This is a genomic window from Nocardioides mesophilus (assembly GCF_014395785.1).
Taxonomy (GTDB): Bacteria; Actinomycetota; Actinomycetes; order Propionibacteriales; family Nocardioidaceae; genus Nocardioides_B; species Nocardioides_B mesophilus.
In genome coordinates this window covers 2,463,053-2,487,637 of record NZ_CP060713.1, presented here as the reverse complement: position 1 = coordinate 2,487,637, position 24,585 = coordinate 2,463,053, and the positions used below count along the sequence as shown (strand labels likewise).

At 73.0% G+C, this 24,585-nt stretch carries 31 protein-coding genes and 1 tRNA gene; 6 read left to right on the top strand and 26 right to left on the bottom strand.

Translation table 11 applies throughout. The features are described 5' to 3' along the window. Window positions 1-67 precede the first annotated feature (67 nt). On the bottom strand, window positions 68-1,105 hold the full coding sequence (locus H9L09_RS11950) for a 5'-3' exonuclease (RefSeq protein ID WP_187577171.1): 1,038 nt from the start codon (window positions 1,103-1,105) through the stop codon (window positions 68-70). Window positions 1,106-1,221: 116 nt separating this feature from the next. On the opposite strand from H9L09_RS11950, the gene H9L09_RS11945 reads away from it, so the two are divergent. Further along, window positions 1,222-1,629: a PaaI family thioesterase gene (locus H9L09_RS11945; RefSeq protein WP_187577170.1), complete on the top strand. Its 408-nt coding sequence runs from the start codon at window positions 1,222-1,224 to the stop codon at window positions 1,627-1,629. Window positions 1,630-1,681: 52 nt separating this feature from the next. Here the strand turns inward: H9L09_RS11945 and H9L09_RS11940 are convergent, their stop codons facing one another. Then, window positions 1,682-1,945: a hypothetical protein gene (locus tag H9L09_RS11940; protein WP_187577169.1), complete on the bottom strand. Its 264-nt coding sequence runs from the start codon at window positions 1,943-1,945 to the stop codon at window positions 1,682-1,684. A 187-nt stretch (window positions 1,946-2,132) separates the two neighbouring features. Next, window positions 2,133-2,726, bottom strand: a complete 594-nt coding sequence (locus tag H9L09_RS11935; RefSeq protein WP_223164018.1) for a DNA-3-methyladenine glycosylase I — start codon at window positions 2,724-2,726, stop codon at window positions 2,133-2,135. A 30-nt stretch (window positions 2,727-2,756) separates the two neighbouring features. On the opposite strand from H9L09_RS11935, the gene H9L09_RS11930 reads away from it, so the two are divergent. After that, on the top strand, window positions 2,757-3,170 hold the full coding sequence (locus H9L09_RS11930; protein ID WP_187577168.1) for a pyridoxamine 5'-phosphate oxidase family protein: 414 nt from the start codon (window positions 2,757-2,759) through the stop codon (window positions 3,168-3,170). A gap of 16 nt (window positions 3,171-3,186) precedes the next feature. On the opposite strand, the gene H9L09_RS11925 is transcribed toward H9L09_RS11930, so the two are convergent. From H9L09_RS11925 to H9L09_RS11900, 6 genes are read right to left on the bottom strand one after another with little or no spacing between them, the layout of a single operon-like run. Then, window positions 3,187-3,687: a TspO/MBR family protein gene (locus H9L09_RS11925; RefSeq protein WP_187577167.1), complete on the bottom strand. Its 501-nt coding sequence runs from the start codon at window positions 3,685-3,687 to the stop codon at window positions 3,187-3,189. After that, window positions 3,684-4,637, bottom strand: coding sequence for an SDR family NAD(P)-dependent oxidoreductase (locus H9L09_RS11920; RefSeq protein WP_187577166.1), 954 nt, complete (start codon window positions 4,635-4,637; stop codon window positions 3,684-3,686). Before H9L09_RS11920 ends, H9L09_RS11925 begins: the two co-directional genes overlap by 4 nt. Then, window positions 4,634-5,377: a CPBP family intramembrane glutamic endopeptidase gene (locus tag H9L09_RS11915; RefSeq protein WP_223164017.1), complete on the bottom strand. Its 744-nt coding sequence runs from the start codon at window positions 5,375-5,377 to the stop codon at window positions 4,634-4,636. The genes H9L09_RS11920 and H9L09_RS11915 overlap by 4 nt, the downstream gene beginning before the upstream one ends. A 1-nt stretch (window position 5,378) precedes the next feature. Then, on the bottom strand, window positions 5,379-6,278 hold the full coding sequence (locus H9L09_RS11910; RefSeq protein ID WP_223164016.1) for an NAD(P)H-binding protein: 900 nt from the start codon (window positions 6,276-6,278) through the stop codon (window positions 5,379-5,381). Continuing rightward, window positions 6,275-7,195, bottom strand: coding sequence for an FHA domain-containing protein (locus H9L09_RS11905; protein WP_187577165.1), 921 nt, complete (start codon window positions 7,193-7,195; stop codon window positions 6,275-6,277). Before H9L09_RS11905 ends, H9L09_RS11910 begins: the two co-directional genes overlap by 4 nt. 3 nt (window positions 7,196-7,198) lie before the next feature. After that, window positions 7,199-7,432 carry a hypothetical protein gene (locus H9L09_RS11900; RefSeq protein ID WP_187577164.1) on the bottom strand — a complete coding sequence of 78 codons (234 nt, stop codon included), beginning with the start codon at window positions 7,430-7,432 and terminating at the stop codon, window positions 7,199-7,201. Between the two features lie 61 nt (window positions 7,433-7,493). Here H9L09_RS11900 and H9L09_RS11895 point away from each other — a divergent pair, with 61 nt between their 5' ends. Beyond that, the gene (locus H9L09_RS11895; RefSeq protein WP_187577163.1) at window positions 7,494-8,363 is read left to right on the top strand and encodes a DICT sensory domain-containing protein; all 870 of its coding nucleotides are present in this window, start codon (window positions 7,494-7,496) and stop codon (window positions 8,361-8,363) included. On the opposite strand, the gene H9L09_RS11890 is transcribed toward H9L09_RS11895, so the two are convergent. The 3 genes from H9L09_RS11890 to H9L09_RS21630 form a co-directional block, all read right to left on the bottom strand. Then, window positions 8,342-9,631 carry an NAD(P)/FAD-dependent oxidoreductase gene (locus tag H9L09_RS11890; protein ID WP_187577162.1) on the bottom strand — a complete coding sequence of 430 codons (1,290 nt, stop codon included), beginning with the start codon at window positions 9,629-9,631 and terminating at the stop codon, window positions 8,342-8,344. The two genes, H9L09_RS11895 and H9L09_RS11890, sit on opposite strands and share 22 nt — an antisense overlap. A 70-nt stretch (window positions 9,632-9,701) precedes the next feature. Beyond that, complete coding sequence (locus H9L09_RS22805; RefSeq protein ID WP_425491729.1) at window positions 9,702-9,782, bottom strand: hypothetical protein; 81 nt, start codon at window positions 9,780-9,782, stop codon at window positions 9,702-9,704. After that, window positions 9,752-10,339: an ABATE domain-containing protein gene (locus H9L09_RS21630; RefSeq protein ID WP_223164015.1), complete on the bottom strand. Its 588-nt coding sequence runs from the start codon at window positions 10,337-10,339 to the stop codon at window positions 9,752-9,754. Before H9L09_RS21630 ends, H9L09_RS22805 begins: the two co-directional genes overlap by 31 nt. A gap of 83 nt (window positions 10,340-10,422) precedes the next feature. Here H9L09_RS21630 and H9L09_RS11880 point away from each other — a divergent pair, with 83 nt between their 5' ends. Further along, window positions 10,423-12,186 (top strand): ABC transporter substrate-binding protein, encoded by a 1,764-nt coding sequence (locus tag H9L09_RS11880; protein WP_187577161.1) that lies wholly within the window; start codon window positions 10,423-10,425, stop codon window positions 12,184-12,186. A 138-nt stretch (window positions 12,187-12,324) separates the two neighbouring features. Here the strand turns inward: H9L09_RS11880 and H9L09_RS11875 are convergent, their stop codons facing one another. The 3 genes from H9L09_RS11875 to H9L09_RS11865 form a co-directional block, all read right to left on the bottom strand. Then, window positions 12,325-12,951, bottom strand: coding sequence for a vitamin K epoxide reductase family protein (locus tag H9L09_RS11875; RefSeq protein WP_187577160.1), 627 nt, complete (start codon window positions 12,949-12,951; stop codon window positions 12,325-12,327). 128 nt (window positions 12,952-13,079) lie between these two features. Further along, window positions 13,080-13,556, bottom strand: coding sequence for a DUF7144 family membrane protein (locus H9L09_RS11870; RefSeq protein WP_223164014.1), 477 nt, complete (start codon window positions 13,554-13,556; stop codon window positions 13,080-13,082). Window positions 13,557-13,699: 143 nt separating this feature from the next. Next, window positions 13,700-13,782, bottom strand: a tRNA-Tyr gene (locus H9L09_RS11865). Window positions 13,783-13,884: 102 nt separating this feature from the next. Here H9L09_RS11865 and H9L09_RS11860 point away from each other — a divergent pair. Continuing rightward, window positions 13,885-14,376, top strand: a complete 492-nt coding sequence (locus H9L09_RS11860) for a YajQ family cyclic di-GMP-binding protein (RefSeq protein ID WP_187577159.1) — start codon at window positions 13,885-13,887, stop codon at window positions 14,374-14,376. Window positions 14,377-14,571: 195 nt separating this feature from the next. Continuing rightward, window positions 14,572-15,603, top strand: coding sequence for an aromatic acid exporter family protein (locus H9L09_RS11855; protein WP_187577158.1), 1,032 nt, complete (start codon window positions 14,572-14,574; stop codon window positions 15,601-15,603). A 30-nt stretch (window positions 15,604-15,633) separates the two neighbouring features. On the opposite strand, the gene H9L09_RS11850 is transcribed toward H9L09_RS11855, so the two are convergent. From H9L09_RS11850 to H9L09_RS11805, 11 genes are read right to left on the bottom strand one after another with little or no spacing between them, the layout of a single operon-like run. Beyond that, on the bottom strand, window positions 15,634-16,836 hold the full coding sequence (locus H9L09_RS11850) for an NADH-quinone oxidoreductase subunit N (RefSeq protein WP_223164013.1): 1,203 nt from the start codon (window positions 16,834-16,836) through the stop codon (window positions 15,634-15,636). Next, window positions 16,722-17,129 carry a hypothetical protein gene (locus H9L09_RS21625; protein WP_223164012.1) on the bottom strand — a complete coding sequence of 136 codons (408 nt, stop codon included), beginning with the start codon at window positions 17,127-17,129 and terminating at the stop codon, window positions 16,722-16,724. The genes H9L09_RS11850 and H9L09_RS21625 overlap by 115 nt, the downstream gene beginning before the upstream one ends. Continuing rightward, entirely contained in the window at window positions 17,126-18,652 is a 1,527-nt protein-coding gene (locus tag H9L09_RS11845; RefSeq protein WP_187577157.1) for a complex I subunit 4 family protein, read from the bottom strand. The genes H9L09_RS21625 and H9L09_RS11845 overlap by 4 nt, the downstream gene beginning before the upstream one ends. Then, window positions 18,649-20,505, bottom strand: a complete 1,857-nt coding sequence (locus H9L09_RS11840; protein ID WP_187577156.1) for an NADH-quinone oxidoreductase subunit 5 family protein — start codon at window positions 20,503-20,505, stop codon at window positions 18,649-18,651. Before H9L09_RS11840 ends, H9L09_RS11845 begins: the two co-directional genes overlap by 4 nt. Then, complete coding sequence (nuoK, locus tag H9L09_RS11835) at window positions 20,502-20,897, bottom strand: NADH-quinone oxidoreductase subunit NuoK (protein WP_187577155.1); 396 nt, start codon at window positions 20,895-20,897, stop codon at window positions 20,502-20,504. Before nuoK ends, H9L09_RS11840 begins: the two co-directional genes overlap by 4 nt. Further along, window positions 20,897-21,412 (bottom strand): NADH-quinone oxidoreductase subunit J family protein, encoded by a 516-nt coding sequence (locus H9L09_RS11830; RefSeq protein WP_187577154.1) that lies wholly within the window; start codon window positions 21,410-21,412, stop codon window positions 20,897-20,899. The genes nuoK and H9L09_RS11830 overlap by 1 nt, the downstream gene beginning before the upstream one ends. Next, entirely contained in the window at window positions 21,409-21,948 is a 540-nt protein-coding gene (locus tag H9L09_RS11825) for a NuoI/complex I 23 kDa subunit family protein (protein ID WP_187577153.1), read from the bottom strand. The genes H9L09_RS11830 and H9L09_RS11825 overlap by 4 nt, the downstream gene beginning before the upstream one ends. Beyond that, window positions 21,942-22,898: an NADH-quinone oxidoreductase subunit NuoH gene (gene nuoH / locus H9L09_RS11820; protein ID WP_187577152.1), complete on the bottom strand. Its 957-nt coding sequence runs from the start codon at window positions 22,896-22,898 to the stop codon at window positions 21,942-21,944. Before nuoH ends, H9L09_RS11825 begins: the two co-directional genes overlap by 7 nt. After that, on the bottom strand, window positions 22,891-23,517 hold the full coding sequence (locus tag H9L09_RS11815) for an NADH-quinone oxidoreductase subunit C (protein WP_187577151.1): 627 nt from the start codon (window positions 23,515-23,517) through the stop codon (window positions 22,891-22,893). The genes nuoH and H9L09_RS11815 overlap by 8 nt, the downstream gene beginning before the upstream one ends. After that, window positions 23,514-24,140: an NADH-quinone oxidoreductase subunit B gene (locus H9L09_RS11810; protein ID WP_246455980.1), complete on the bottom strand. Its 627-nt coding sequence runs from the start codon at window positions 24,138-24,140 to the stop codon at window positions 23,514-23,516. The genes H9L09_RS11815 and H9L09_RS11810 overlap by 4 nt, the downstream gene beginning before the upstream one ends. Next, a complete protein-coding gene (locus H9L09_RS11805; protein WP_246455979.1) occupies window positions 24,131-24,508 on the bottom strand; it encodes an NADH-quinone oxidoreductase subunit A in 378 nt (125 codons plus the stop codon). The genes H9L09_RS11810 and H9L09_RS11805 overlap by 10 nt, the downstream gene beginning before the upstream one ends. Between the last annotated feature and the right edge of the window lie 77 nt (window positions 24,509-24,585).

Here is a 24,585-nt window from a genome sequence, read left to right as displayed (position 1 = left end):
CCGGTCCGGGCAGGGCCGGGCAGGACCGGTCCGGGCAGGACCGGTCCGCTGCCCGGCGGCCAGCGCTTCAGAACAGGGTGTCCTGCAAGGACGTCGGCGCCGGCACCGGCGCGGGCAGCGGCGGCAGCCGCGGACCCGACGCTGCCGGCGGCCGCCACGACGCGTCGACGTCACCGGGCCGGGGAGCGGGACTCTCCACGCCCGTGAGCGAGCGCAGGAACCCCGGTGCGTGCAGCTGGTAGCGGCCGAAGGTCCGGCGCACGGCGTCCGGCTCGAGCGGGAGCGACCCCGTGCCGGCGACCAGGTCGAGGCCGAGCGGCACGTCGGTCCGCATCGTCATCACCGTGCGGTTCAGCTCCCAGGTGGCCCGGGCCTGGTCGGTGGCCAGGGTCCGGGCGAGCGCCTTGCCGAGCGCGGCACGGCAGCGTTCGCCGCCGGCCGCGGCGTCGTCGAAGGCCGCCGCCGCGGTCCCGAAGGCGGCCAGCAGCTTGACGGCCGTCTTCGGGCCGAACCCGGTGACACCGGGCAGGTTGTCGGAGGGGTCGCCGCGCAGGGCCGCGAGGTCGAGGTACTGCTCGGGGCGGACCCCGGTCACCAGCGTCAGCCGGTGCGGGTCGAGCATCGGCGAGGCGTCGATGCCGCCGTTGAGGATGCGCAGCATCCGGGTGTGCTCGTCGATCAGCGCGAACGAGTCCCGGTCCGAGGTGGCCAGCACCGTGCGCGCCCCGACCGTCGGTGCCCACGCGGCCGCCGAGGCGAGCACGTCGTCGGCCTCGAGGCCCGGCGGCACGACCACGACGCAGCCGAGGTCGCGCAGCACCCCCACGACCTCCTCCAGCTGCTCGTCCAGGGCGGCGGGCTTGGGGTCGCGGTGCGCTTTGTACGTCGGCCACCGCTCCCGGCGCACGCTCGACGCGCGGTCGTCGAAGCCGACCACGACCGCGTCGGCGCAGGACCGGTCGACCGCCGCGCACAGCTGGGAGAGCAGCCCGCGGATCGCCCAGCCGGCGCGACCGTCGGCGGTGCGGAAGCCGGTGCGCGCGGACGCGTGGAAGCAGCGGTGCAGCACGGAGTTGCCGTCGACGGCGAGCAGGGTGCGGGACATCGGGCTCAGCCTGCCACGCGGCACCGACGACGCGGCGCGCCGGCCCGGCGCCCGGACGACCGGTGCAGTCCACCCCGCCTCGTCGAGGGGGTCCGGCGACGCGCGATGATCTGCCCATGTCGACCGACGAGACGACCAACGAGACGACCAACGCAGGCGGCCCCTTCACCGACTACCTCGGCGTGGAGTTCGCGGAGGTCACCGGCGACCGCGTGGTCGCGCACTGGACGGCTGCCCCGCCGCTGCACCAGCCCTACGGCATCGTCCACGGCGGTGCGCACGCAGGCGTCGTGGAGACCCTGGCCAGCGTCGGCGCCGCGACCTGGCTGGGAGAGCGCGGCCAGGTGGTCGGCGTCAACAACTCCACCGACTTCTACCGCGCCGTGCGCGAAGGTCGGCTGACCTCGACCGCGACGCCGGTGCACCGCGGCCGCTCCCAGCAGGTCTGGGTCGTGGAGACCCTCGACGACGAGGGCCGGCTGGTCGCCCGCGGCCAGGTCCGGCTGCAGAACCTGACGCCCTGACAACGCGGGCATCGTGCGGTTCACGTGGGTCGCCCGGGACGCTGCGCCGCGGTCAGGAGACGAGCGAGGGCTGCCGGTGCCGCTGGGTGGGCAGCACGCAGACGTAGGGCGAGAGCAGCCCCGCCAGACCCTCGGCGGCGATGCGCCGTTCGTACTCGTGCTGCAGGTCGTCGACGACCTCGTCGACCGGTTCACGACCCCGGCTCTGCCACAGCGGCCAGCAGTCCTCGTGGACCAGCTGGTCGCCGTCCTCGGGGACGGACGTCTGGTGGGGCTTGATGGGGTTGCGGCAATACGCGCACCGGGTGCGTTCCACGACACAGGCCTTTCTCTTCACCGTGCGCCCCAGCCCTCGCCTGCCCCCAGGCTTGCGCTGAACACGGTGTCGAAACCCTGTGGACGATGACCGGCCCCGCCGCATCGTGTTGATCGTGTGTCGTCCACCTTGCCCGCCCAGGATAGATCCGCGGGGTCCGCGCGCGCTGCGCGTTGCAGGTAAAAGCTCAATCCGGCCACACGCCGGAGCAACCGCGCCGGTGGCTGCCGACCAGGTGCGTGTCGACGACCCCGACCGCCTCCATCAGCGCGAACATCGTGGTCGGCCCGACGAAGACGAACCCCTTGCCCCGCAGCGCCTGGGCCAGGGCCTTCGACTCCGGCGAGGTGGTCGGCACCTCGTCGTACGTCGTCGGGGCCGGGGTCACGGCGGGCCGGAACGACCAGACCAGGTCGGCCAGCCCGCCCTCGGCCCGCAGCGCCACCACCGCCCGGGCGTTGGTGATGGTCGCCTGGATCTTGCGCAGGTTCCGGACGATCCCGGCGTCGGCCATCAGCCGCGTGACGTCGCGCGCGTCGTACCCGGCCACGACGTCGGGAGCGAAGCCGTCGAAGGCGACCCGGAACGCGGGCCGCTTGCGCAGGATGGTCGCCCAGGAGAGGCCGGACTGGAACGCCTCCAGGCTCAGCCGCTCGAAGAGGCCCTGCTCGTCGCGGACCGGCATCCCCCACTCGGTGTCGTAGTACTCGCGCAGCAGCGGGTCCACCGAGGCCCACGCCGGCCGGGCGAGACCGTCCTCGCCGAGCACCAGGTCGCTCACGTCGTTTTCCTCCTGCGGGAGGATGTCGCCATGGCACCCTCCCCCGGCTCCGCGCTCCCGTCGACCGAGCGGTTCCTGGAGTTCTGGCGCGAACGACACCTCTGCACGGTCACGACCCTACGGCCCGACGGGACGCCGCACGTCGTGCCCATGGGCTTCGTCATCGACCCGGACACGGGCACCGCCTGGGCGATCACCTCCGGGACCAGCCGCAAGGTCGCCAACATCCGGTCCGCGGGGCCGGAGGGCGCGCTGATCGCGGTCTGCCAGGTCGACGGCCGGTGGTGGTCGACGCTGGAGGGCCGGGTCCAGGTCCGCGAGGACGCAGCGTCGGTGGCCGAGGCGGTCGCCCGCTACACCGAGCGCTACCGGGTGCCGCGGGAGAACCCGGAGCGGGTGGCGCTGCACGTGCAGGTCACCCGGGTGCTCGGCAACGTCGGCTGAGCTGTCTCCGGCGGCCTCAGCGGTTGCGGCGCCAGATCGCCGCCGAGAGCACGGTCGCGAAGGCGCACCACGCCGGGTAGGGCGCGAGCGCGACCGCCGCGGCCGGCGAGACGCGGTGGGTGCGCCGGACCAGGTCGGCCCCGCTGAGCGTGAGCAGGCCGGCCACCCCGACGGCGGGGCCGAGCCGGTGCGAGCGGAAGAACACCCACGACCAGCCGGCGTTCAGCGCCAGGTTCGCCGCCAGCGCGCGCCGGTACGCCGTGGCCTCCGCGGCGGACCCGGGCGTGGCCTCCGGCCCGTCGAGCCGGTCGAGGGCGTGCGCGCAGGCGAGCACGATGTCGGCGTACAGCAGGGTCCAGGCGACCGGGAAGGCCGCGCCCGGCGGCTGGAAGGGCGGCTTGTCGAGGTCGGCGTACCACTGCGAGCTGACGTCCTGGCTGGCCAGGCCGCCGACCCCGGCGGTGCCGGCGACTGCGCCGGCGACGCCCAGCAGCCGGCGGAGGCGGCCGCCGCTCATGAGAGTCCCGCCGCCGACAGCACCCAGGTCCACATCCGCATCCGCTCCTCCTCGGTCTCCCGGGTCGATGATCGGTAGTGCTCCGGCCGCGGGGCGCGGTCCTGCCAGAACCGGCCTCCGAGCGGTGCCGGCTCGGTGGCGGACAGCCAGACGATGGTGTCCGCGCCGGTGGCGGCGTCGCGCAGCAGCGGGCGGGTCAGGGTCCGGAACAGCGGCAGCGACGAGGCCACCCCCGGGGTGTCGGCCCAGCCGGGGTGCATCACGTGCACGGTGACCCCGTCCTCGGCCCACCGCTTCTGCATCAGCGGCGCCAGCGCCACCTGCATCCGCTTCGAGCGGGCGTAGGCGACGGTGCCGCGGTAGTCGCCGCGCTCGTAGTCGGGGTCGTCTACGGGCAGCTTCTGGGTGTACATGCCGCCCGAGGAGACCAGCACCACCCGGGCCGCGTGACCGGCCAGCAGCGGTCGCAGCAGGTCGGTGAGCAGCAGCGGGCCCAGCACGTGGGTGGCGACGGTGACCTCGTGGCCGTCGACGGACTGGGTGCGCTCGGGAGGCAGCGCGCCGGCGTTGTGGACGAGCACGTCGATCCGGTCCAGCCGGTCGAGCAGCACCCCCGCGAACCGTCGTACGGCGGCCAGGTCGGACATGTCGCAGACCTCGAGGTGCAGCTCGGCCGCCGGCAGCTCGCTGCGGAGCTCGGCGAGGGCGGCCTTCCCGCGCTCCTCGTTGCGCACGACGAGGTGCACCGTGGCACCGAGGCGCGCGAGGCCGATCGCCGCCGCCTTGCCGAGGCCGGAGTTGGCCCCGGTGACCAGCACCCGCTTGCCGGCCATGGACCCCGGACGGGGGTCGTCGGTGCGCCAGCCCGGCCGGCGCAGCCAGTAGCCGATGCGGGTGTAGCCCGGGACGACGGCGCGGTCGAGGGCGGAGTCGAGCAGTCGGCCGGTCATCGGCGGGCCTCCCCGTGGGCGTGACGGAACAGCGGCGGCAGGTAGCGGACCATCAGCGTGGACCAGGTGACGTGGGTGATCGCGGGCGCCTGCAGCCCCCCGGTCGCACGGCGCTGGAGCGCGAACAGCGACCCCATCACGCCCGCGGCGAGCACGAGCGCCGGGTTGCGGGTGGTCGTGGTGGCCAGCGCGTAGACGGCGGTGGAGGCGACCACCGGGTGGTCCTCGAGGGCGGCGTACAGCGCGCCGCGGAAGAAGATCTCCTCGCCCAGCCCGTTGGCGAGCGTGGTGAGCAGCACCAGCGGCTCGTCGCCCTCCTCGGCGAAGACCAGGACCCGGGAGATCGCCTCGTCGAGCACGGGGATCCGCCGCGCCACCAACGCGCAGGCGTAGAAGAAGCCGAAGGCGCCGACCCCGGTGATCACCGGGGTCACGACGGGACGGCGCAGCCGCTGGTCGCGGGCCTGGATCCAGCCCAGGTGCAGCGGCCCGGAGAGCAGGCCGCCGGCGACCCAGACCCCGGCCACGGACAGCGTGGCGCCGTAGAACCTCTTGGAGCCGGGGCTGGTGGACAGCGACGCCCCGAGGGCGGCCGCGCCGGCCACCGAGACCGCGGCCACGACCCGCTGGCGGTGCCGGACCACCTGGTCGGTCTCGGCGTGCGCCACCGGGACCACGTGGCTCAGCGGCATCGGCAGGGCGGCGCCGAGCCGCAGGCGCAGCTCCTGCCACCGCGCCACCTCAGGCCCCCTCACGGCGCTCGGCCAGCGCGAGCCGGACGGCGTCGTCATAGCTGAGCGGCTCGAAGGGCACCACGTCGCGGATCGAGTCGTCCTCGACGATCACCTCGTTGGTCATCGAGTCCACGAGCGAGCGGCCGGTCTGGGTGTCGACGTCGGTGACCAGCGACAGCCACCGCGAGGACAGACCCGGGGTGAGCAGCGGCACCGGCACGATGGTCAGCGGCCGGCCCTCGATGCGGGCCACCCGGCGCAGCATGTCGGAGTAGCGCAGCACCTCGGTGCCGCCGACCTCGAAGACCCGGCCGACCGCGTCGGGGTGGCCGAGCACGCCGACGAGGTAGCGGACGACGTCGTCCACCGCGATCGGCTGGGTCCGGGTGTTCACCCAGCGCGGCGTCACCATCGCCGGCAGGTGCGCGACGAGCTGGCGGGTCATCTCCCAGGAGATGCCGCCGGCTCCCACCACGATCCCGGCCCGGAGCACGGTCACCGGGACGCCGCCGGTCCCGAGCAGGCCCTCCACCTCGCGGCGGCTGCGCAGGTGGGCCGAGAGCTGGTCGAGCTCCTTGCCCAGGCCGCCGAGGTAGATGATCTGCTCCAGTCCCGCCCGGCCCGCGGCGGCGCCGAAGGCGGTGGCGGCGGCCGCGTCGAGGCGCTCGAAGTCGGGCGAGTCCAGCGAGTGCACGAGGTAGTACGCCGCACCGCAGCCGGCCATCGCCTCGTCGAGGCTCCCGGCGTCATGCACGTCGCCGTAGACGGCCGTCCCGGGGCCGGCGTACCGCTCGACCCGGCGGGTCATCGCCCGGACCTCGTGGCCGGCGTCCTCGAGGGCCTGGCAGAGCCGCCGTCCCACGAAGCCCGAGGCGCCGGCGACGAGCACCGGTTGGTCGTTGGTCACTTGATCTCCGATTCCGGGCCACGGGCCGCGGGACGTGATGGTTGGGAACGCTGGTGGCCGGCCTCGCCGCCCACACGCCCACCGTACGGCCGACCGTGGTCGGCGTGCTCCTGCCGGGAGAAGGTGAGGGTCCAGCCGGCGACCTCCAGCCGGGTGGCGGTGCGGAGCAGGGCGCTGCCGATCCGCTCCCCGTTGACCCGGGTGTCCGGGTCGTGGGCCACGACGACGTACTCGTCGCGGTCGTCGTGGACGATCTCGGCGTGCCGCTCGGCCAGTCCCGGCAGCCGGATGTCGCAGTGCTCGCCGCTGCCGATGCTGGTGACCTTCCTGCGCAGCCGGAAGAACGGCTGCCGGTCCCCGGGCCAGGGGTGCTCACCGGGGGCGAGCACCAGCCGCGGGTCGCCGCCCCCTGCCTGGGCGTGGGTGGTGGTGGGCCGGCGGTACGGGCGGCGCAGGAACGTGGGCAGCAGCGGCAGCGTGGTCCCCGGCGGGGTGAGCGTCAGGTCCGGCAGCACCGGCTCGTCGACGCTGCGGGCCCGCGACCTCGCCGAGGTCCAGAGACCGCGGGCGCTGCCGAGCCGGATGTGCGCGGAGCCGGTGAGCCGCCGGTGCCACCACGGGCTGCGTGCGACGCCGAGCGTGATCAGGTGGGTGCTGCCGGTGGAGACCCTGACCGTGAGCCCGTGCCGGGCGAGGCCGTCGGCGATCGCCCGCACGGTGGGCGCGTCCCCGCGACCGGCGAAGGCGGCCGGCGAGTCGACCCGGAGGTCGAGCCGCCGGCCCGAGCCGCGGAGGGTGGCGCGGACCGGCCCGCCGCCGGGGACCTCGACCTCGAGGTCGAGGTCCGCGCGGACGTCGAGGTGCTCGAGCTGCCCCGGCTGCCTCAGCTGCCCTGGCTGCCCTAACTGCGTGGTCACGGCTCAGCCCCGACCCATGGTGGCGTCCTGGGTGGTGATCTGCAGGGTGCCGTCGAGCTTCCAGGTGGCTCGCGGCGCGTCGGCGCCGGTGTCGCGGGGCACCTCGACGTGCATGTCGATGAAGCGGTAGTTGATGGCTGCCTGCCGTCCGGTGAGGAACGACCACATCTCGCGCCCGAGGTCGGTCCAGTCGACCACCTGGTCGTCGCGGGAGGCGGGGGTGTGGGTCTCGGTCATGGGGAACTCCTGCTCAGTTCAACACTTTCCTAAACGGGTTGTTTAGGTTTACGATCCCAGGGTGACCACAACGAGGGCAGAAACGCAAGAGGAAGGGCCCGCCCATCTCACGATCGGCGACCTGGCCCGCCGCACCGGCCTCACCCCTGCGGTGATCCGGATGTGGGAGACGCGGCACGGCTTCCCCGAGCCGCACCGGCTGGAGAGCGGGCACCGCCGCTACGCCGAGAGCGACGTCGAGCTGGTCCAGCACGTGCTGCGCCGCCGCGACGCCGGCATCCGGCTCGAGGTCGCCATCGCCGAGGCGGCGGCGTCCCAGGCACCCGGCAGCCCCTCGGTCTTCGCCCAGCTTCGGCGCCGGCACCCGCACCTGGCCACGCACCGGCTGAAGAAGTCCACGCTGCTCGCGCTCTCCTGGGCGATCGAGGACGAGTGCTGCGCCCGGGCCGAGCGGGCCACGATCTTCGGCGCCTTCCAGAAGGAGCGCTACTACCGCCCCGCGGCCGCCCGCTGGGAGGAGCTGGCCCGGGTGGCCCGCTCCGCGATGGCTCTCGGCGACTTCACCACGCCGAGCGCCCCGGGCGAGCGGGTGATCCGCGTGCAGCTCCCCGAGGACGCCCCGATGCGACGCGAGTGGGCGGTGGTCTGCGACGCGCCCGACCTGCCCGCGGTGCTGACCGCGTGGGAGCTGCCCGGGCAGACCACGGTCCCCGACCGGCACCGGATCTTCGAGTCGGTGTGGAGCATCGACCCGCGGGCGGTCCGCGACGCCTCCCGGGTGTGCGCCCAGGTCGCCCAGTCCGCGGGCGTCGCCGAGGCCGGGCCGCTGCTCTACGAGCTCGCGGAGGACCCGGCGCCGAGCCGGACCGATCCGGCCGCGGCGACCACGCTGTTCAACCGGGTGGTCGCCTACGTCGACGGGCTCGGCTGAGCGAGCCGGCGGGCCAGCACCGCGTCGGCCACCCGCCGGCCGGAGACCAGCGCCCCCTGCAGCGAGCTCGTGTCGCGGTGGTCGCCGGCCACGAACACCAGACCGCCCTCGTGGCGGACCGCCGCCGGGCGCCGCATCGGGTGCGGCGCCGGCATCGCGGGCAGCGCCCGGGGCACCTCGTAGGTCCGCAGCAGCTCCCACTGCGCCGTGTTGGTCTCGTGCAGGCGGGACAGGTGGTCGCGCAGCTCTTCCTCGCCCAGGGCGGGTGCTCCGGCCGGTCCGTGCACGACCGAGGTCGAGACCAGGACCCGGCCGGGAGGTGCGTACGACGGGGCGGCCTCGCTGAGGGCGACGCTGTTCGCCACCGGAGAGCCGGCGACGGCGTCGACGACGAGCGAGGCCGAGCGCCCGGGCCACCGCGGTGCCGCGTGGTAGTAGGTCGTGACGCCGCGGGCAGCCGGCGGCTCGCCGAGCTCCGGCAGCAGCCGGTGCGCGGTCCAGGCGTCGGTGGCGACGACGACCGCGGTGGCGCCGACCTCGCCGTCGCCGGTGCCCACCGCGTCGGGGAGCACCCGGTGCACCGGCGTCTCCAGCCGGACGGTGCCGGGCGGCAGCGCGGCGGCGAGCTGCTCGGCCATCTGCTGCATCCCGGCTGCGGGCACGGCCGAGCGGCCCCGGACGAACATCCGGAACATCAGGTCGAGGAAGCGCCGCGACGTCGTCGGCCGGCGCTCGAGCACCACGCCGGAGAAGAACGGCACGAGCACGTCGTCGATCACCTGCTGCGGGACGCCGGCGCGGCGCCACGCGTCCGGCCCCGGTACGTCGTCGCGACGCCGGAGCCGGTCGACCGGGAGCACGGCGGTCCGGCCGGCGTACGCCCCGAGCGAGAGCTTGCCGGCCACCCCGGCCAGCGGCGAGGTGAGGACCGTCGGCAGCCCGGCCGGGTCCCGCAGCGGGTGCGGCAGCCGGAGGATCCCGTCGGAGCGGGCCACCCGCACCGCAGGGTCGAGGAACCGCAGGTCGAGCGCGTCGAGGTCCAGGACCCGCCGCAGCTCGGGGTAGCCGGTGTTGAGCACCTGGAAGCCACGGTCGAGCAGGAACCCGTCCACCCGGTCGGTGCGGGCCCGGCCACCCACCCCGTCGGAGGCCTCGAGCACCCGGACGTCGACCCCGGCAGCCACCAGCCTCCGGGCGCAGGCCAGCCCGGCGAGGCCGGCGCCGACGACCAGCACTCCCGGGCCGCCCTCCGTGTGACGCCGTGTCATCGGACCCCTTCCGGCGAAACTCAACAAGTTGTTGAAGTTTAGCCCGGCTGCTGCAGTCCAGCCGTCGCGGTCACACGGCTGCGGCGCTGGGACGTTCGCGGCTGCGCCGCGCATGTGCGGCTACCTTCGCCCGGTTGCCGCACGCTGCCATGTCGCACCAGCGGCGCCGCCCCGGGTGTCGAGGAAGAGCCAGCCACAGTCGACCCCCGGGCACGCACCGACCTTCGTCACCTCGGCCGAGGTGAGCAGGCCCGCCGCCGACCAGGCGACCGCGAGCACGGGCAGGTCCAGTCCGGCCCGCCCCGTCAGCGACCACCGGACCCGCCCGGCCGGGCCGGGAACGAGCTCGACCACGGCTCCCGCGCGGCGGATCTCGACGCCGAGCGTCGAGAGCACGGCCGGGTCGGTGGGGTCGGTCACGGCGTCATGGACCAGCGTGCGCAACCGCCTCGCCCGGACGAGGACCTCCGCGGCCTTCTGCGGCTGCCGCGCGGCCTGCTCGCGGAGCCCGGCGAGCTGCGCGTCATCGACCAGGTCGGCGTACCTGGACCACGTGGCCAGCACGTCGTAGTCACGGAGCCACTCGCGCTTGTCGTCATCCGCGTCGGACTTCTCGCCCCATCCCGCCCAGGTGTTGCAGAAGTCCAGCGCGGCGTGGCCGCCGAGCCGCTTCGGGAGCTTGACGCCCTCCATCTCGATCCAGTGCACAAGGCGATTGTGCCTTGAATCGTGACCTTTTCCTATGTTGGACTCCTAACCAGTTAGACGTTGTTCAACGGTTAGGAGATCTGATGACACAACGATCACGTCGCGGGGTGGTGGCCACCCTGGCCGCGACCGCGCTGATGACGCTCGCCGCCTGCGGGGGAAGCGGCTCCGGCGACGACCCCGGGACGGAGCAGTCGTTCCGGGCCGGCGGCGCGGCCGGCTCGGCCAAGAACGCCGAGGCCCAGGCGCCGATGGCGGTGCCGGACGGAGCGAGCGAGGGCGGCCGGCTGACCGTGCTGACCTCGGTCGCGCCGAGCACCCTGGACCCGACGCAGGCCTACTACACGGACTCGACCGCGATCCTGTCCGACCTGGTTACCCGCTCGCTCACGCAGTTCGTCTACGACCCCACCAGCGACGACATGCAGCTGATCCCGGACCTGGCCACCGACCTCGGCCGTCCCAACGAGGACAACACCGAGTGGACCTTCACGCTGCGCGACGGCCTGAAGTACGAGGACGGCACCGATGTCAAGGCCGAGGACGTCGCGTACGCGATCAAGCGCACCTTCGCGATCGCCGAGCTGCCGGACGGCCCGACGTACAACACGACGTTCTTCCTCGACGGCGACACGTACAAGGGCCCGTTCTCCGACAAGGGCGCCTACAAGGGGGTGCAGGTGAAGGGGAACGACATCACCATCACGATGCGCCGTCCGTTCTCCGACATGGACTACTACGCCTCGTTCCCCCAGTTCACCGCGATCCCCGAGGCGAAGGACAACCCGCAGACCTACGGCCAGCACCCGCTGGCGACCGGGCCCTACAAGTTCGCCGACTACAAGGCAGGCGCGAGCCTGACTCTGGAGAAGAACGAGTACTGGGACCCGGCGACCGACCCCGGCCGGATCCAGGCCGTCGACGGGTGGGACTTCAAGTTCGCCCAGGACACCGCCAAGCTCGAGAACGTGATCATCAACGACACCGGCTCGGCGCAGACCACGCTCACCTACGACAACGTGACCGCGGCCTCCTACCGGCAGATCTCCCAGGACAAGGACCGTCTCGTGACCGGCACCCAGCCGTGCACGTTCATGTGGTTCCTCGACATGACCAAGATCAAGGACCTCAAGGTCCGTCAGGCGCTGGGCTGGGCCTACCCCTACCAGGACGCGTGGAAGGCGGCCGGTGAGCTCGTCGGCATCACCCGCGTCCCGGGCACCGCGATCCTGCCGCCCGGCACCGCCGGTCGCAAGGAGTACCAGGCCCTCGACGGCCAGGACGGTCAGACGACCGACCCGGCGAAGTCGAAGGCCCTGCTGAAGGAGGCCGGGGCCGAGGGCTTCGAGATCAAGTTCCTCTACGCCACCGACGACGACCAGTCGATCGCCGCGAAGGACGCCATCGTCAAGGGTCTCGAGGCGGGCGGTTTCAAGGCCACCCCGATCGCCTCCACCACCGAGACGATCCGCACCGACCGGACCGACTACAACAGCCCGATCAACGTCCGCTCCAGCGGCTGGTGCTCGGACTGGCCGTCAGGGACCACCTGGTTCCCGGCCCAGTGGTCCGGCGACCTGGTCGGCCTCGAGGGCATGCCGAACCCGGCCAACTTCAAGGTCAAGGAGATGGACGCCGAGCAGGACCGGATCCTGGACACCCTGACTCCCGCCGAGGCGATCAAGGCGTGGGGTGACTTCGACCAGAAGATGGAGAGCACCTACTACCCGGCGGTCGTCACCGGGTACGGCGGCGTGGCGATGATCCACGGCTCCAAGGTCGGCGGCATGGCGAACGACAACGTCCGGGGGATGCCCACCTTCTCCCGGATGTACATCTCCCGGTAGCGCCCCGGGCCCGGCGACCCGGAGCACGACCGGACGGCGCCGGAAGGCACCGGACGGCACCGGCGAGCGGGCCGGTGAGGGCGGAACCACCACCCGCCCTCACCGGTCCCGTCCGGTCCGCCCGGCCGCCGGCGGGCCTCACCCGAGTCCCAGCACCAGCATCGTCGCGACCCCGAGGCCGAGCGCCACCCACAGCGCGATGTCGAGCCCGGCGTCCACCAGGCCCGCCACCGTCCGGCCGGTCCGGCCGGACCCGAGCGCCGCCTCGGCCGCGGCGATCCGGACCAGCCCGAGCCCGGCCAGCATGATCAGGGCCAGCGAGGCGGCACAGAAGACGCAGAGCGAGCCGATGTCGAAGGCGGTCTGCTGCATGTACCAGGTGGCGAAGCCGGTCATGAACAGCGCCAGCCCGAGGACCAGCCGCAGGTAGCCCCGGGAGAGCCGGGACCCGAGCAGGGCGGAGGCGGCCCCGGAGGCCAGGATGGCGAAGACCGGCAGCCCGACCAGCGAGTTCGGGACTCCCAGGGCGGAGGACTGCCAGTGCGCGTAGACGCTGCTGCAGGAGACCACCGAGGAGATCTCACAGAACGACGGCCCCTGCGACCCGGACTCGAAGGCGATCCGCTCGACGGTCTGCCAGATCGTGCCGACGATGCCGAGCAGCGCGGCGCCGAGCACCAGCAGCCACCAGCCGCGAGCGGCGGGGCGTACCCGCTCGCTCGCGGCGGCGTCGTGGGTTCGGACGGGTGTGGTGCCGGTGGCCATCGCGCTTCCCCTCTCGGGCGAGGTCCTGCGGACCTCCCCGCTCGGGGCTCCGCACCACCGACGCTAGGAGCAGGACCGGTCGGGCACCGCGTCGGTTGGTCCCGTTCGCGCGGGCCGATGGTCCTCCCTCAGGACACCGCGTCCCTGACCTCGCTCCCGTGAGCGGTGATGGCGTAGATCACCACCACGTCCAGAGCGATCATCGTGATCGCCCAGAGCGGGAAGGCCGCCAGGAACCCGAGGTTCACGATCGCGCTCACCATCGCCACACCGACACCCAGGATCCGGGCCCACATCGCGCCTCGCATCAGCCCGAAGCCGGCGGCGAGGGCGATCACGCCGAGGCCGAGGTGCACCCAGCCCCACGCCGTGTAGCTCACGTGGACCAGGAGCCCGTCGCTGTTCACGGCGTAGTAGCCGTCGTCGAACAGCGCGACCAGGCCGGCGATCGCCTGGAACGCCCCGAGCAGGATCATCATCATCGCGCCGAAGAGCACCCACCCGGCCCAGACGGTCGGCTCCTGGGGCGGTGTAGCACGCCGCTGCGTGGGCACCCGTGCGGCAGCCCCGGTGGGCTGCGTCTGCTGCTGTCGCATCTCACTCATGTCAGCCTCCCTGGCCTCGACGATGCGTCTGCATCCACGGTCCACCCGGGGAGGGCCGGACCGCATCGTCTCGCAGGGATGAGCTCGGGAGAACGACGGAGCCCCGACCAGCTCGCGCTGACCGGGGCTCCGTCCTGGAACTGTGGCAGGTGCAGGATTCGAACCTGCGTAGGTATACACCGACGGATTTACAGTCCGCTCCCATTGGCCGCTCGGGCAACCTGCCGTGCAGCGCCGATTGGTGCCCGGCGCAACGACACGAAAGAATAGCGCAGCCCGACTCGCTGACTAAATCCGCCTGGGAGCAGGCGTGGGGAGGACCGACACCATGGCTGACTCGTCGTTCGACATCGTGAGCAAGCTCGACCAGCAGGAGATCGACAACGCCATCAACCAGACCCAGCGGGAGATCAGCCAGCGCTTCGACTTCAAGAACACCGGCGCCAGCATCACCCGCTCCGGGGAGCACGGCGTGGAGATCTCCGCCAACGCCGACGACCGCGCCAGCGCCGTCCTCGACGTGTTCAAGGACAAGCTGATCAAGCGCAACCAGTCGCTGAAGGTCCTCGAGGCCGGCGATCCCCGCCAGTCCGGCCGGGAGTCGAAGATCTCGGTGACCCTCAAGGAGGGGATCTCCCAGGAGGACGCCAAGAAGGTCGGCAAGCTGATCCGCGACGAGGGACCCAAGGGCGTCAAGGTGCAGGTGCAGGGCGACGAGCTCCGGGTCTCCAGCAAGAAGCGCGACGACCTCCAGGAGGTCATCGCGCTGGTCAAGGGCCAGGACTACGAGTTCGCGGTGCAGTTCACCAACTACCGCTGACTACCGCTGACTCGCCCGGCGGGCGCCCGCGCGCCAGCGGCGGCGCGCTGCTGGACAGTTCCGGCTGTCCGGACAGACGTGTGCGAAGCGGGCCGGTCGGGTATGCCGCTCTGAGGAGAGTTGCGGTCCATGGGGACCGCAACGGGGGAGGGATGCACCGGAGGCGCACCAGTGGGATGGACCCAGCACGTCCTGATGTCGGTCAAGACCGCCCTGGCGGCGGCGATCGCGTGGCTGCTCGTGCAGCCGTTGTGGGGCGTGGCCGACCAGTACCCCTACTACGCACCGCTCGGCGCCGTGATCGCGGTGACCACGACGGTCGCCGGGTCGATCCGCGAGACGATGACCGGGCTGGCCGCCATCCTGGTCGGCGCCCTCCTGGCGCTCTCGGTGCGCTTGACAGACCTCCCGGTGGTGGTCGACATCGGCATCGTCGTCGGCATCGGCACCGTGCTGTCCGGGCTGCGCTGGTTCGGGGCGAAGGCGGCCTGGGTGCCGATCACCGGCCTCTTCGTGCTGATCATCGGCCGCCAGGACGCGGTGGACTACACCGCGGCGTACCTCGGGCTCACCGGGCTCGGCGCCGGCGTCGGGATCGCGGTCAACGTGGCCTTCCCGCCGCTGGCGCTCACCCCGATGGCCGACTCGATCAGCCGCCTGCGGGGCCTGCTCGCCGCCCAGCTCGACGAGCTCGCCGAGGGGCTGCTGCACGAGGAGCCGCTGACCTCCGAGCAGTGGCACCACCGGCAGAAGTCGATCCGGCCCACCACCGAGGAGATGCAGAAGGTGATCGGCCACGCCACCGACGCCCGACGGGCGAACTGGCGGGCGCGGCGGTGGAGCGAGACCGCCGAGCTGCGCTACCAGCAGTCCCGGTCGCTGCAGCACGTCGCCTTCCTGATCGAGGACATGACCTCGCTGGTCGTGGACCGGGAGCGGGCCGAGCGGGACGAAGCCGCGCTCGGGCCGCGGCTGCGCCCGTACGCCGCCCACGCGCTGCTCGCCATGGCCGAGGTGCTCAGGTCGGTCCGCGGTCAGACCGCCGGCGCCGAGGAGCTGCAGGAGGCCGACGCCGCAGTCGGCAAGCTCGTCGAGGAGATCCGCAAGGAGCGCGACCGCTCCGCCACCGACCTGTTCGCGGCCGGGACCGTGGTCACCGGCGTACGGCGGGCCATGGCCTCGCTGGTGCCCGAGGACCTGCGCGACGAGCTGCCCTCGGACTGGTGACCAGGCGGGGACTGCCGGCGCTCGGCGGGCTCAGCCGAGCGCCCCGAGCACCGGGTCGAGCAGCCAGCCGGGGAGCACCGAGAACAGCAGCCCCGCGGTGAAGGTCATCCCGACCGCGACCGCCACCCCGTTCGGCACGTCGTACGTCGACGCGCCCTCGGTCGCCGCGGGCCGGAACAGCTCGGCCAGCCAGCGGACGTAGTAGACCAGCCCGATCGCCACGTTGAGCGCCATCACCACGACTAGCCAGGGCGTCCCCGAGGCCGCGTCGAACACGATCACCTTGGCGAGCAGCCCGACCACCCCGGGCGGCAGGCCGGCCAGCGCCACCAGGGCGAACGCCAGCGGCCAGGCCACCCCGGGCTCCTCGCCCACCAGGCCGCGGTAGTCGGCCAGCCGCTGCCGCGGATGCCGCGTGCCGACCACCGTCACCACGGCGAACGCCCCGAGGTTCACGAACGCGTAGACGGCGAGGTAGCCCATCGAGGCACCGAACGCGCCCGCCACGTCCCCGGCGACGGCCACCGCACCGAAGGGCACCAGCATGTAGCCCGCCTGCGCGACCGAGGACCAGGCCAGCAGCCGGACCGCATGGTCCTGACGCAGCGCCAGCACGTTGCCCACCGTCATCGTCAGCGCGGCCATCACGGCGAGAACCGGCGACCAGACGTGCGCCAGCTGGGGCAGCCCGCGTCCGAGCACCAGCATCAACCCGACGAAGCCGGCCGCCTTGGAGACGACCGAGAGGTACGCCGCCACCGCGACCGGCGCCCCCACGTAGGTGTCGGGAACCCACATGTGGAAGGGCACCGCCGCCACCTTGAAGGCCAGCCCGACGACGGTCAGCACGGCCCCGGCGGCCAGCACGCCGTCGAGCCCAGGAGCGACGGCCACGCCGCGGGCGAGCCCGTCGAGGTGGACCGACCCGGTGGCGCCGTACAGCAGCGAGATGCCGAGCAGCGTGACGGCGGTGGAGACCACCGAGACCAGCAGGAACTTGACCGCCGCCTCCGCCGCCCGGGCGTCATGCTGCCGCAGCCCGACCAGCGCGAACGCGGGCAGCGATACCACCTCCAGCGACACCACGATCGTGACCAGGTCCCGCGCGGCGGCGATGCTCAGCGCCCCGGTGGCCGAGCAGAGCAGCAGGAAGCACCACTCCCCCATCGGCGTGCGTCGCTCGGGCACCGCCGCGGTGCCGAGCAGGGCCACCACTGCGGTCCCGAAGAGCACCACCCCCAGAAGACCAGCGTGAACCGGTCGACCGCGAACGAGCACGACGCCGGCCCTTCGAGTGCACCACCGGTGCAGAAGGTGCTGCGCGGGTCGTTCCACAGCCGGGCCGCCGGGACCGCGGCGACGACGAGAGCGACGAGCGTGAGCGTGGTGGGCAGCAGCCGGGCCGCCGGCGAGCCCGAGCGGCCCCCGAAGGCGTCGAGGAGCAGCACGAGCACGGCGGCCACCGCGAGGGTCACCGGGGCCGCGAGTGCCAGCCAGTCGACGGACTGCACGAGCGGGCCGCTCACGGGCTGCCCAGCAACGACGGGGCGGCCTCGGCCACCGGACCGAGGAGCAGGCCGGGAGCGACACCGAGGGTCACGGTCAGCACGATCAGCGGCCCCCAGACCATCCAGTCCCAGCCGCTCACGTCGGCCACCGGCCCCGCCACCGGCTCCGCGACCGGTGCCGGTGCGGTGTCGGGGTCGGGGACGCCCTGGAGCAGGGTTCGCAGCAGCGACAAGAAGTACGCCGAGGTGAGGATCACGCCGAACGCCGCCAGCACGGCGAGCACCACGTAGGTGTCGCGGGGCAGCGCCGTCGCCGGGAAGACGGCGGAGCGGATCGCGAGCATCTCGCCCCAGAAGCCGGCGAGGCCGGGCAGCCCGAGGGAGGCCATCGCGGCGAACGCGAGGATCGCCGCGGTGTGCGGCACCCGGCCGTAGAGCGCGGACAGCCGGCGCAGGTCGCCGGTGCCGTAGCGGTCCTTCACGGCTCCGGCCACGAAGAACAGCAGTCCGGTGATCAGGCCGTGCGCCACGCTGGCGAAGACGGCCGCCTGCACCCCACCCACGGTGAAGGTGGCGGCGGCCAGCACGACGAAGCCCATGTGGCCGACCGAGGAGTAGGCGATCAGCCGCTTCAGATCGGTCTGCGCGAGGCAGGCCAGCGCGGCGTACACGATGCCCACCACCGCCAGGCCGGCGACCACCGGGACGAGCAGCTCCCACGAGGGGTCGGTGACCGGCAGCCAGAACCGGAGCAGCCCGTAGGTGCCGAGCTTGAGGAGCACCGCGGCGAGCACCACCGACCCGACCGTGGGCGCCGAGGAGTGCGCGTCGGGCAGCCAGATGTGCAGCGGCCACAGCGGGGTCTTCACCGCCAGGCCGAGCCCGACGAGGACCGAGGCCAGCACCGCCGTGGTGCCCGAGGGGTGGTAGCCGGCGGCGATCCGGACGATGTCGAAGGTGCCCGCCTCCGCCCGCACCAGCACGAAGCCGACCAGCATCAGCGCCGAGCCGAGCACCGTGAACACCAGGAACCGGGTCGCGGCGCGCAGCCGGCCGGCCGGGTCGTGCGGGTCGCCCCACTGGCGGATCACGAACCACATCGGGATCAGCGCGACCTCGAAGAAGGCGAAGAACAGCACCATGTCCAGGGCCAGGAAGCTGCCGAGCACGCCGGCCTCGATCAGCAGCAGGAGCGCGGCGAGCGGGGCGGTCGACCCGCCCGCCGGTGGCCGGCGGACCAGGGAGATCAACGCGCAGGCGAGCACCAGCGTGGTCAGCAGCACCAGCGGCGAGGAGATCGCGTCGAGGCCCAGGTGCCAGCGGATCCCGACGGCCTCCACCCAGGCGACGTCGACGGGGCGGTCGGCGAGCCCGTCGCCGGCGGTGGCGAGCACCGTCGCCACCGACCAGGCCAGCACGGCGACGGCGCCCCAGGCGGCCACCACGGTCCCGGCCCGGTCGCTGCGCCGGGCGGCGAGCACCGTCAGCCCCACCCACAGCACCGGCAGGGCGACCAGCCCGTCCAGCAGCCACGCGTTCATCCGGCGACCCCGGCCAGCACCGCCACCGCCGCGGCGCCGACGACGAGCACCATCACGTAGCTCTGCACGTTGCCGTTCTGGCCCAGCCGGAGCAGCCACCCGAGGCCGCGCGCGGACGCCCCGGCCCCGTCGGCGTACGCCTCGACGACGTCCCGGTCACCGGCCCGCACGACCCGCGCCATCGTCCGCACCGGCCGGACGATCCCCCGGTCCCAGATCTGGTCGACCGGCGGGTGCGGGACGGCCAGGTGGCGCCACGGCTGCCGGCCGCGCCGCTGCCGCAGCCAGAGCACGACCACCGCGGTGAGCGCGAGCAGGACGCTGATCACCAGCGACTCCTCCCCGTGCACGAGCACCTCGTCGTGGGTGGGACCGAGCAGCGCGGCCGGGTCGACCACGACCAGGCCGCCCAGCACCGTCGGCACCAGCAGCAGGTAGAGCGGGACCCGCATGGACGCGGGCGGCTCGTGCACGGGCGACCGCTCCGCCGTCTGCCCGGCGAGCGCGGCCGGCTGCTCGGGACCGAAGAACACCAGCAGCCAGGCGCGCAGCGAGTAGGCCATCGTCAGCATCGCGGTCAGCACCATGCTGACCAGCAGCAGCCAGCCGACCCAGGGCCACACCAGGCGTCCGTCCCGCAGCTCCTCGATCACCCCGCCGATGACCGCGTCCTTGGTGAAGAAGCCGACCAGCGGCACCACCCCGGCCAGCGCCCCGAAGCCGAGCGTCATCGCCACGAAGGTGTCCGGAAGCTTCTCGCGCAGCCCGCCCATCCGCTCCATCGACGTGGAGCCGACGGCGTGCACGACCGACCCCGCGGAGAGGAACAGCAGTGCCTTGAACGCGCCGTGGGCGAGCAGGTGCAGCACCGCCGCGGACCAGGCACCCACCGCGAGCGCGCCGAACATGTAGGCCAGCTGGCTGACCGTCGACCAGGCCAGCACCCGCTTCAGGTCGTCGGTGACCAGCGCGTAGAGAGCGGCGAGCAGCATCGTGAACGCGGCGGTCAGGCCGAGCAGGGTCAGCCCGGCCGGGGCGGACAGGAACAACGGGTACATCCGGGCCACCAGGAAGACCCCGGCGGCCACCATGGTGGCGGCGTGGATGAGCGCGGAGATCGGGGTGGGACCGGGCATCGCGTCCGGCAGCCAGGTGTGGAAGGGGAACTGCGCCGACTTGCCCATCACCGCCACCGCGACCAGCAGCGCCGGCAGCCAGAGCTCGTCGCGGGGCAGCGCCGCGGCGGTGATCTGGTCCAGCACGCCGGTGATCCGGTAGGTGCCGAACCGGTCGCCGAGCACCAAGATCGCGAACAGCAGGCCGAGGTCGGCGGTCCGGGTGATCAGGAACGCCTTGACCGCGCCGGCCCGGGCGTCGGCGAGCTCCCAGTGGTGGCTGATCAGGAAGTACGAGCAGGCCCCCATCAGCTCCCAGCCGACGAGCAGCATCCACAGGTCGTCGGCCACCACCACCGTCGACATCGCGCCGGTGAAGACCGCCACCAGCGCGGCGTACGACGGGTAGCGGGGGTCCTCGGCGAGGTAGCCCAGTGAGTACACCTGGACGAGGAACGCGACGATCCCGGCGAGCAGCAGGAGTAAGGCGGCCAGCGGGTCGACCTGCACCGCCAGCGAGACCGGCTGCCCGATCGCGTCGGTGGAGACGAACGAGTGCACCAGCGGCGCGGCGGCGCCGAGGTGGGCGCCGGCGACGACGACGGCGATGCCGAGGCCGAGCGCGGAGCCGCCGACCGCGATGCCGCGCGAGAGGGTCTCCGAGGAGTGCCCGACCAGCAGGGTGAGGACCGCCGCGACGAAGGGCACCAGCAGCACCGCGAGGACGGCCCAGCTCACCGGGCCACCCCGCGGTCGGCCGGCCCGTCGGCCAGGTGGTCGGACGGGTGGTCGGCCGGGCCGTGACCGGCTCGTGCGCCGGGGTCGCGGTCGGCGAGGTCGCGGAGCAGGTCGAGCTCGATGTGGCCGTGGGTGCGGAACACCAGCAGCACCACCGACAGCGCGAGGCCGACCTCGGCGGCGGCGATCACGATCGTGAAGAGCGCCAGCGTCTGGCCACCGTGCAGGACGTCGCGCAGGTGGGCGTCGAACGCGACGAGGTTGATGTTGACCGCGTTGAGCATCAGCTCGACGCCCATCAGCACGAGCACCGCGTTGCGGCGGGCCAGCACCCCGTAGACGCCGATCGCGAACAGCAGGCTGGCCAGCAGCAGCGGCCACCACAGCGGCATCAGTCCTCACCGTCCCCACTGCGCAGCCGGGACAGCACGATGGCGCCGACCAGGGCGGCGAGCAGCAGCACGCTGAGCACCTCGAACGGCAGCACCCACTGCCGGAACAGCGTCTCGCCGGTGACCTCCGCCGACCCGACGACGGCCTGGTCGAGGTCGATGCGCAGGTCGCGGAAGCCGGCGACCACGGTGGTGCCGAGCAGCACCGCGACCAGGCCGGCGACGAGCGCCGCCGGCAGCACCCGCGCCACGGTGAGGTCGGTCTGCGGGCCGGTCGGCGCCCGCGTGAGCATCAGCGCGAAGAGCAGCAGCACGACCACCGCGCCGACGTAGATGAGCACCTGCACCCAGGCCACGAACTCGGCGGCCAGCAGCAGGAAGACCCCGGCCACGGCGCCCAGGGTGACGACCAGCCACAGCGCCGCGTGCACCAGGTGCGGGGTGGTGACCACCAGCAGGGCCGAGACCACGGCGACCGCGGCCAGCAGCCAGAACAGCACCCCGACCCAGGTCACGAAGGATCCCCCGGTGCCGTCGGCCGCCGGACGGCCGCCTTCTCCGCGACGCCGATCTCCTTGGCCGGCTCGGCGTGCGGGTCCAGCGCCACCGGGGGCGGCACCGTCCACATCCACTCGCGCAGCCGGTCCTTCTCGTGGGTCAGCTCGCGGATGTCGAGCTCGGCGTACTCGAACTCGGGGCTCCAGTGCAGGGCGTCGAACGGGCATGCCTCGACGCAGATCGAGCAGTACATGCAGATCGAGAAGTCGATCGCGAAGCGGTCCAGGACGTTGCGGGTCTTGTCCTTGCCACCCTCGGTGGTGGCCGGGATGACGTCCTTGTGCGAGTCGATGTAGATGCACCAGGCCGGGCACTCCCGCGCGCACAGCATGCACGACGTGCAGTTCTCCTCGATCAGCGCGATCACGCCCCGCGAGCGCGGCGGCAGCTCGGGCAGCGCGTCGGGGTAGTGCGCGGTCACCGAGCGCCGCGTCATCTGCCGCAGCGTGACGGCGAGCCCCTTGAGGAGACCGGATCCGGGGACGCTCACCATGCCACCACTCCCACGGCCGTGATCGCGAGCTGCAGCAGCGCCAGCGGCACGAGGCCCTGCCACGCGAACCGCTGCAGCTGGTCCTCGCGCAGGCGCGGGTAGGCGACCCTGACCCAGATCACCACGAAGGAGACCGCGAGGACCTTCAGCAGTGTCCACAACCAGCCGAGCTGGTCCTCCCAGGGGCCGTGCCAGCCGCCGAGGAACAGCACGGTGGTCAGTGCCGAGAGCACCACGATGCCGGCGTACTCCGCGAGGATGAACAGCGCGAAGCGCAGGCCGCCGTACTCGGTGTAGGGCCCGAAGACGATCTCGGCGTCGGCGACCGGCATGTCGAACGGCGGGCGCTGCACCTCGGCGAGGCCGGCGACGAAGAAGACCACGGCGGCGATCCCTTGCCACAGCAGCCACCACGGCTCCCAGGCCTGCACGATCCCGGTCAGGGAGAGGGTGCCGGCCGCCATTGCGACGGAGGCCGCCGCCAGCACGAACGGCAGCTCGTAGGCCATCAGCTGGGCCGCCACCCGGATGCCGCCCAGCAGGCTGAACTTGTTGGCGCTCGACCAGCCGCCCATCAGGCTGCCGATCACGCCGACGCCCATCACCGCCAGCACGAAGAAGAGCCCGACGCCGAGGTCCTGGCCGACCAGCCCGGGACCGACGGGGATCACCAGCAGCGCGACCAGGTAAGGCAGCAGCGCCACCGCCGGCGCGATCTTGAAGACGGTGCGGTCGGCCGCGGCCGGGACGACGTCCTCCTTCTGCACGAACTTCACGCCGTCGGCGACCAGCTGCGCCCAGCCGTGGAACGCGCCGGCGTACATCGGCCCGACCCGGCCCTGCATGTGGGCCATCGCCTTGTGCTCGACCTGCCCGACGAGCAGCGGCACCACGAGGAACGCCGCCAGCACGAGGGCGAGCCGGACGCCGAGGTCGACCCAGTCAGTCATCGCTGCCCCTGGGCGGGTGCGGGCCCCACTCGTCCGGGGTGGGCACCCCCGGCGGCCGGGTCCGGCGGCGGGTGGCCGCCGGCTCGTGCGTCACGTCACCGCTCTCGCCCGGCTCCTTGGCGCCCGGCCACGGCTTGGCCACCCGGGACGCGAGCACGAAGTCCTTGCGCAGCGGGTGCCCCTCGAACTCCTCGGGCAGCAGCAGCTTGTCGAGCGCCAGCACCTGCCCGTCGAGGGTGAAGTCGATGCCGAACATCTCGTGGGTCTCCCGCTCGTGCCAGCGGGCGCCGGCGAAGACCTCGACCGCGGAGGCGATCACCGGGGTGGCCCGGGGCACGAGCGTCCGCACCACCAGGTGCTCGACCCGCCGCCGGGGGTGGTGGTCGGCGAGGTGGCAGACCAGCCGGAAGCCCTCGTCGAGCTCGTCCACGGCGGTGAGGAAGTCGAAGAAGGTGCAGTCGAGGTCGTCGCGCACCAGCGTGAGCGCCTCGACCCAGCGCTCCGCCGGCACGTCGACCGCGAGCGGCCCGAACCCCTCGTCGAGGGTGGCCTGGTCGGCGAAGTCGTCGGCGAAGGCCGCCCGGACCCGTCCCGGCCAGTGGTCGTGGACGCCGTTCACAGCCCGGGTCCTGTCTCCGGCTGGCCGGGTGGCAGCTCGAGCTGCCGGTCCGGCGGCAGGACCAGGCCGCGGCGTACCGAGGCCGCGTCGGTGGCCCGGTAGCGCTCGGTCAGCGACTCGCCGTCGATCTTCTCCTGCAGCTTCAGGATCCCCTGGAGCAGCGCCTCGGGCCGTGGCGGACAGCCGGGGACGTAGACGTCGACCGGGATGATCTGGTCGACGCCCTTGGTGACGCAGTAGGAGTCCCAGTAGGGGCCGCCGGAGTTCGAGCAGGAGCCGAACGAGATGACGTACTTGGGGTCGGGCATCTGCTCGTAGAGCCGCTTGATCGCCGGCGCCATCTTGTCGGTGACGGTGCCGGAGACGACCATCAGGTCGGCCTGCCGGGGCCCCGGGGCGAACGGGATCACCCCGAGCCGGATGAAGTCGTGGCGCGCCATCGAGGTCGCGATGAACTCGATCGCGCAGCAGGCGAGGCCGAAGTTGAACACCCACAGGGAGTACTTGCGGCCCCAGTTCAGCACGTAGCGCGCCGGCTTCGGCGCCAGCCGCTGCAGCGCCCCCAGCGACGGCTGCGCGTCGCCGGCGGGACGCACCTCGGGCATGCCCAGGTTCACGTCCATGCCAGCACCCCGGTGCGCCAGGCGTACAGCAGGCCGACGGCGATGAAGCCGATGAAGATGCCCATCTCCGCCACGCTCGCCCAGCCGAGCACCTCGAACACGGTCGCCCACGGGAAGAGGAACACCGCGTCGACGGCGAAGATGACGTAGAGGTAGGCGTAGACGTAGTAGCGCACGTGGGTCTGCGCCCAGCCCTCGCCGACGGGGTCGACGCCGCACTCGTAGGTCAGCAGCTTCTCCGCGGTGGCGTGCGAGGGCCGCAGGAGCCGGTTGCTCCCGAACATCGCGCCCACCAGCAGCACACCGACGACCAGGATCGCCAGCAGCGGGAGGTACGTCGCGTAGTAGTCGCCGCCGTTGTCCGCCACGAGGCCACTCTAGGGACAACGGCACCCGTCCGCAGCGACCCCGGGCCGTTGCGGACGGCTGCCGGCCCGGGGCTCGC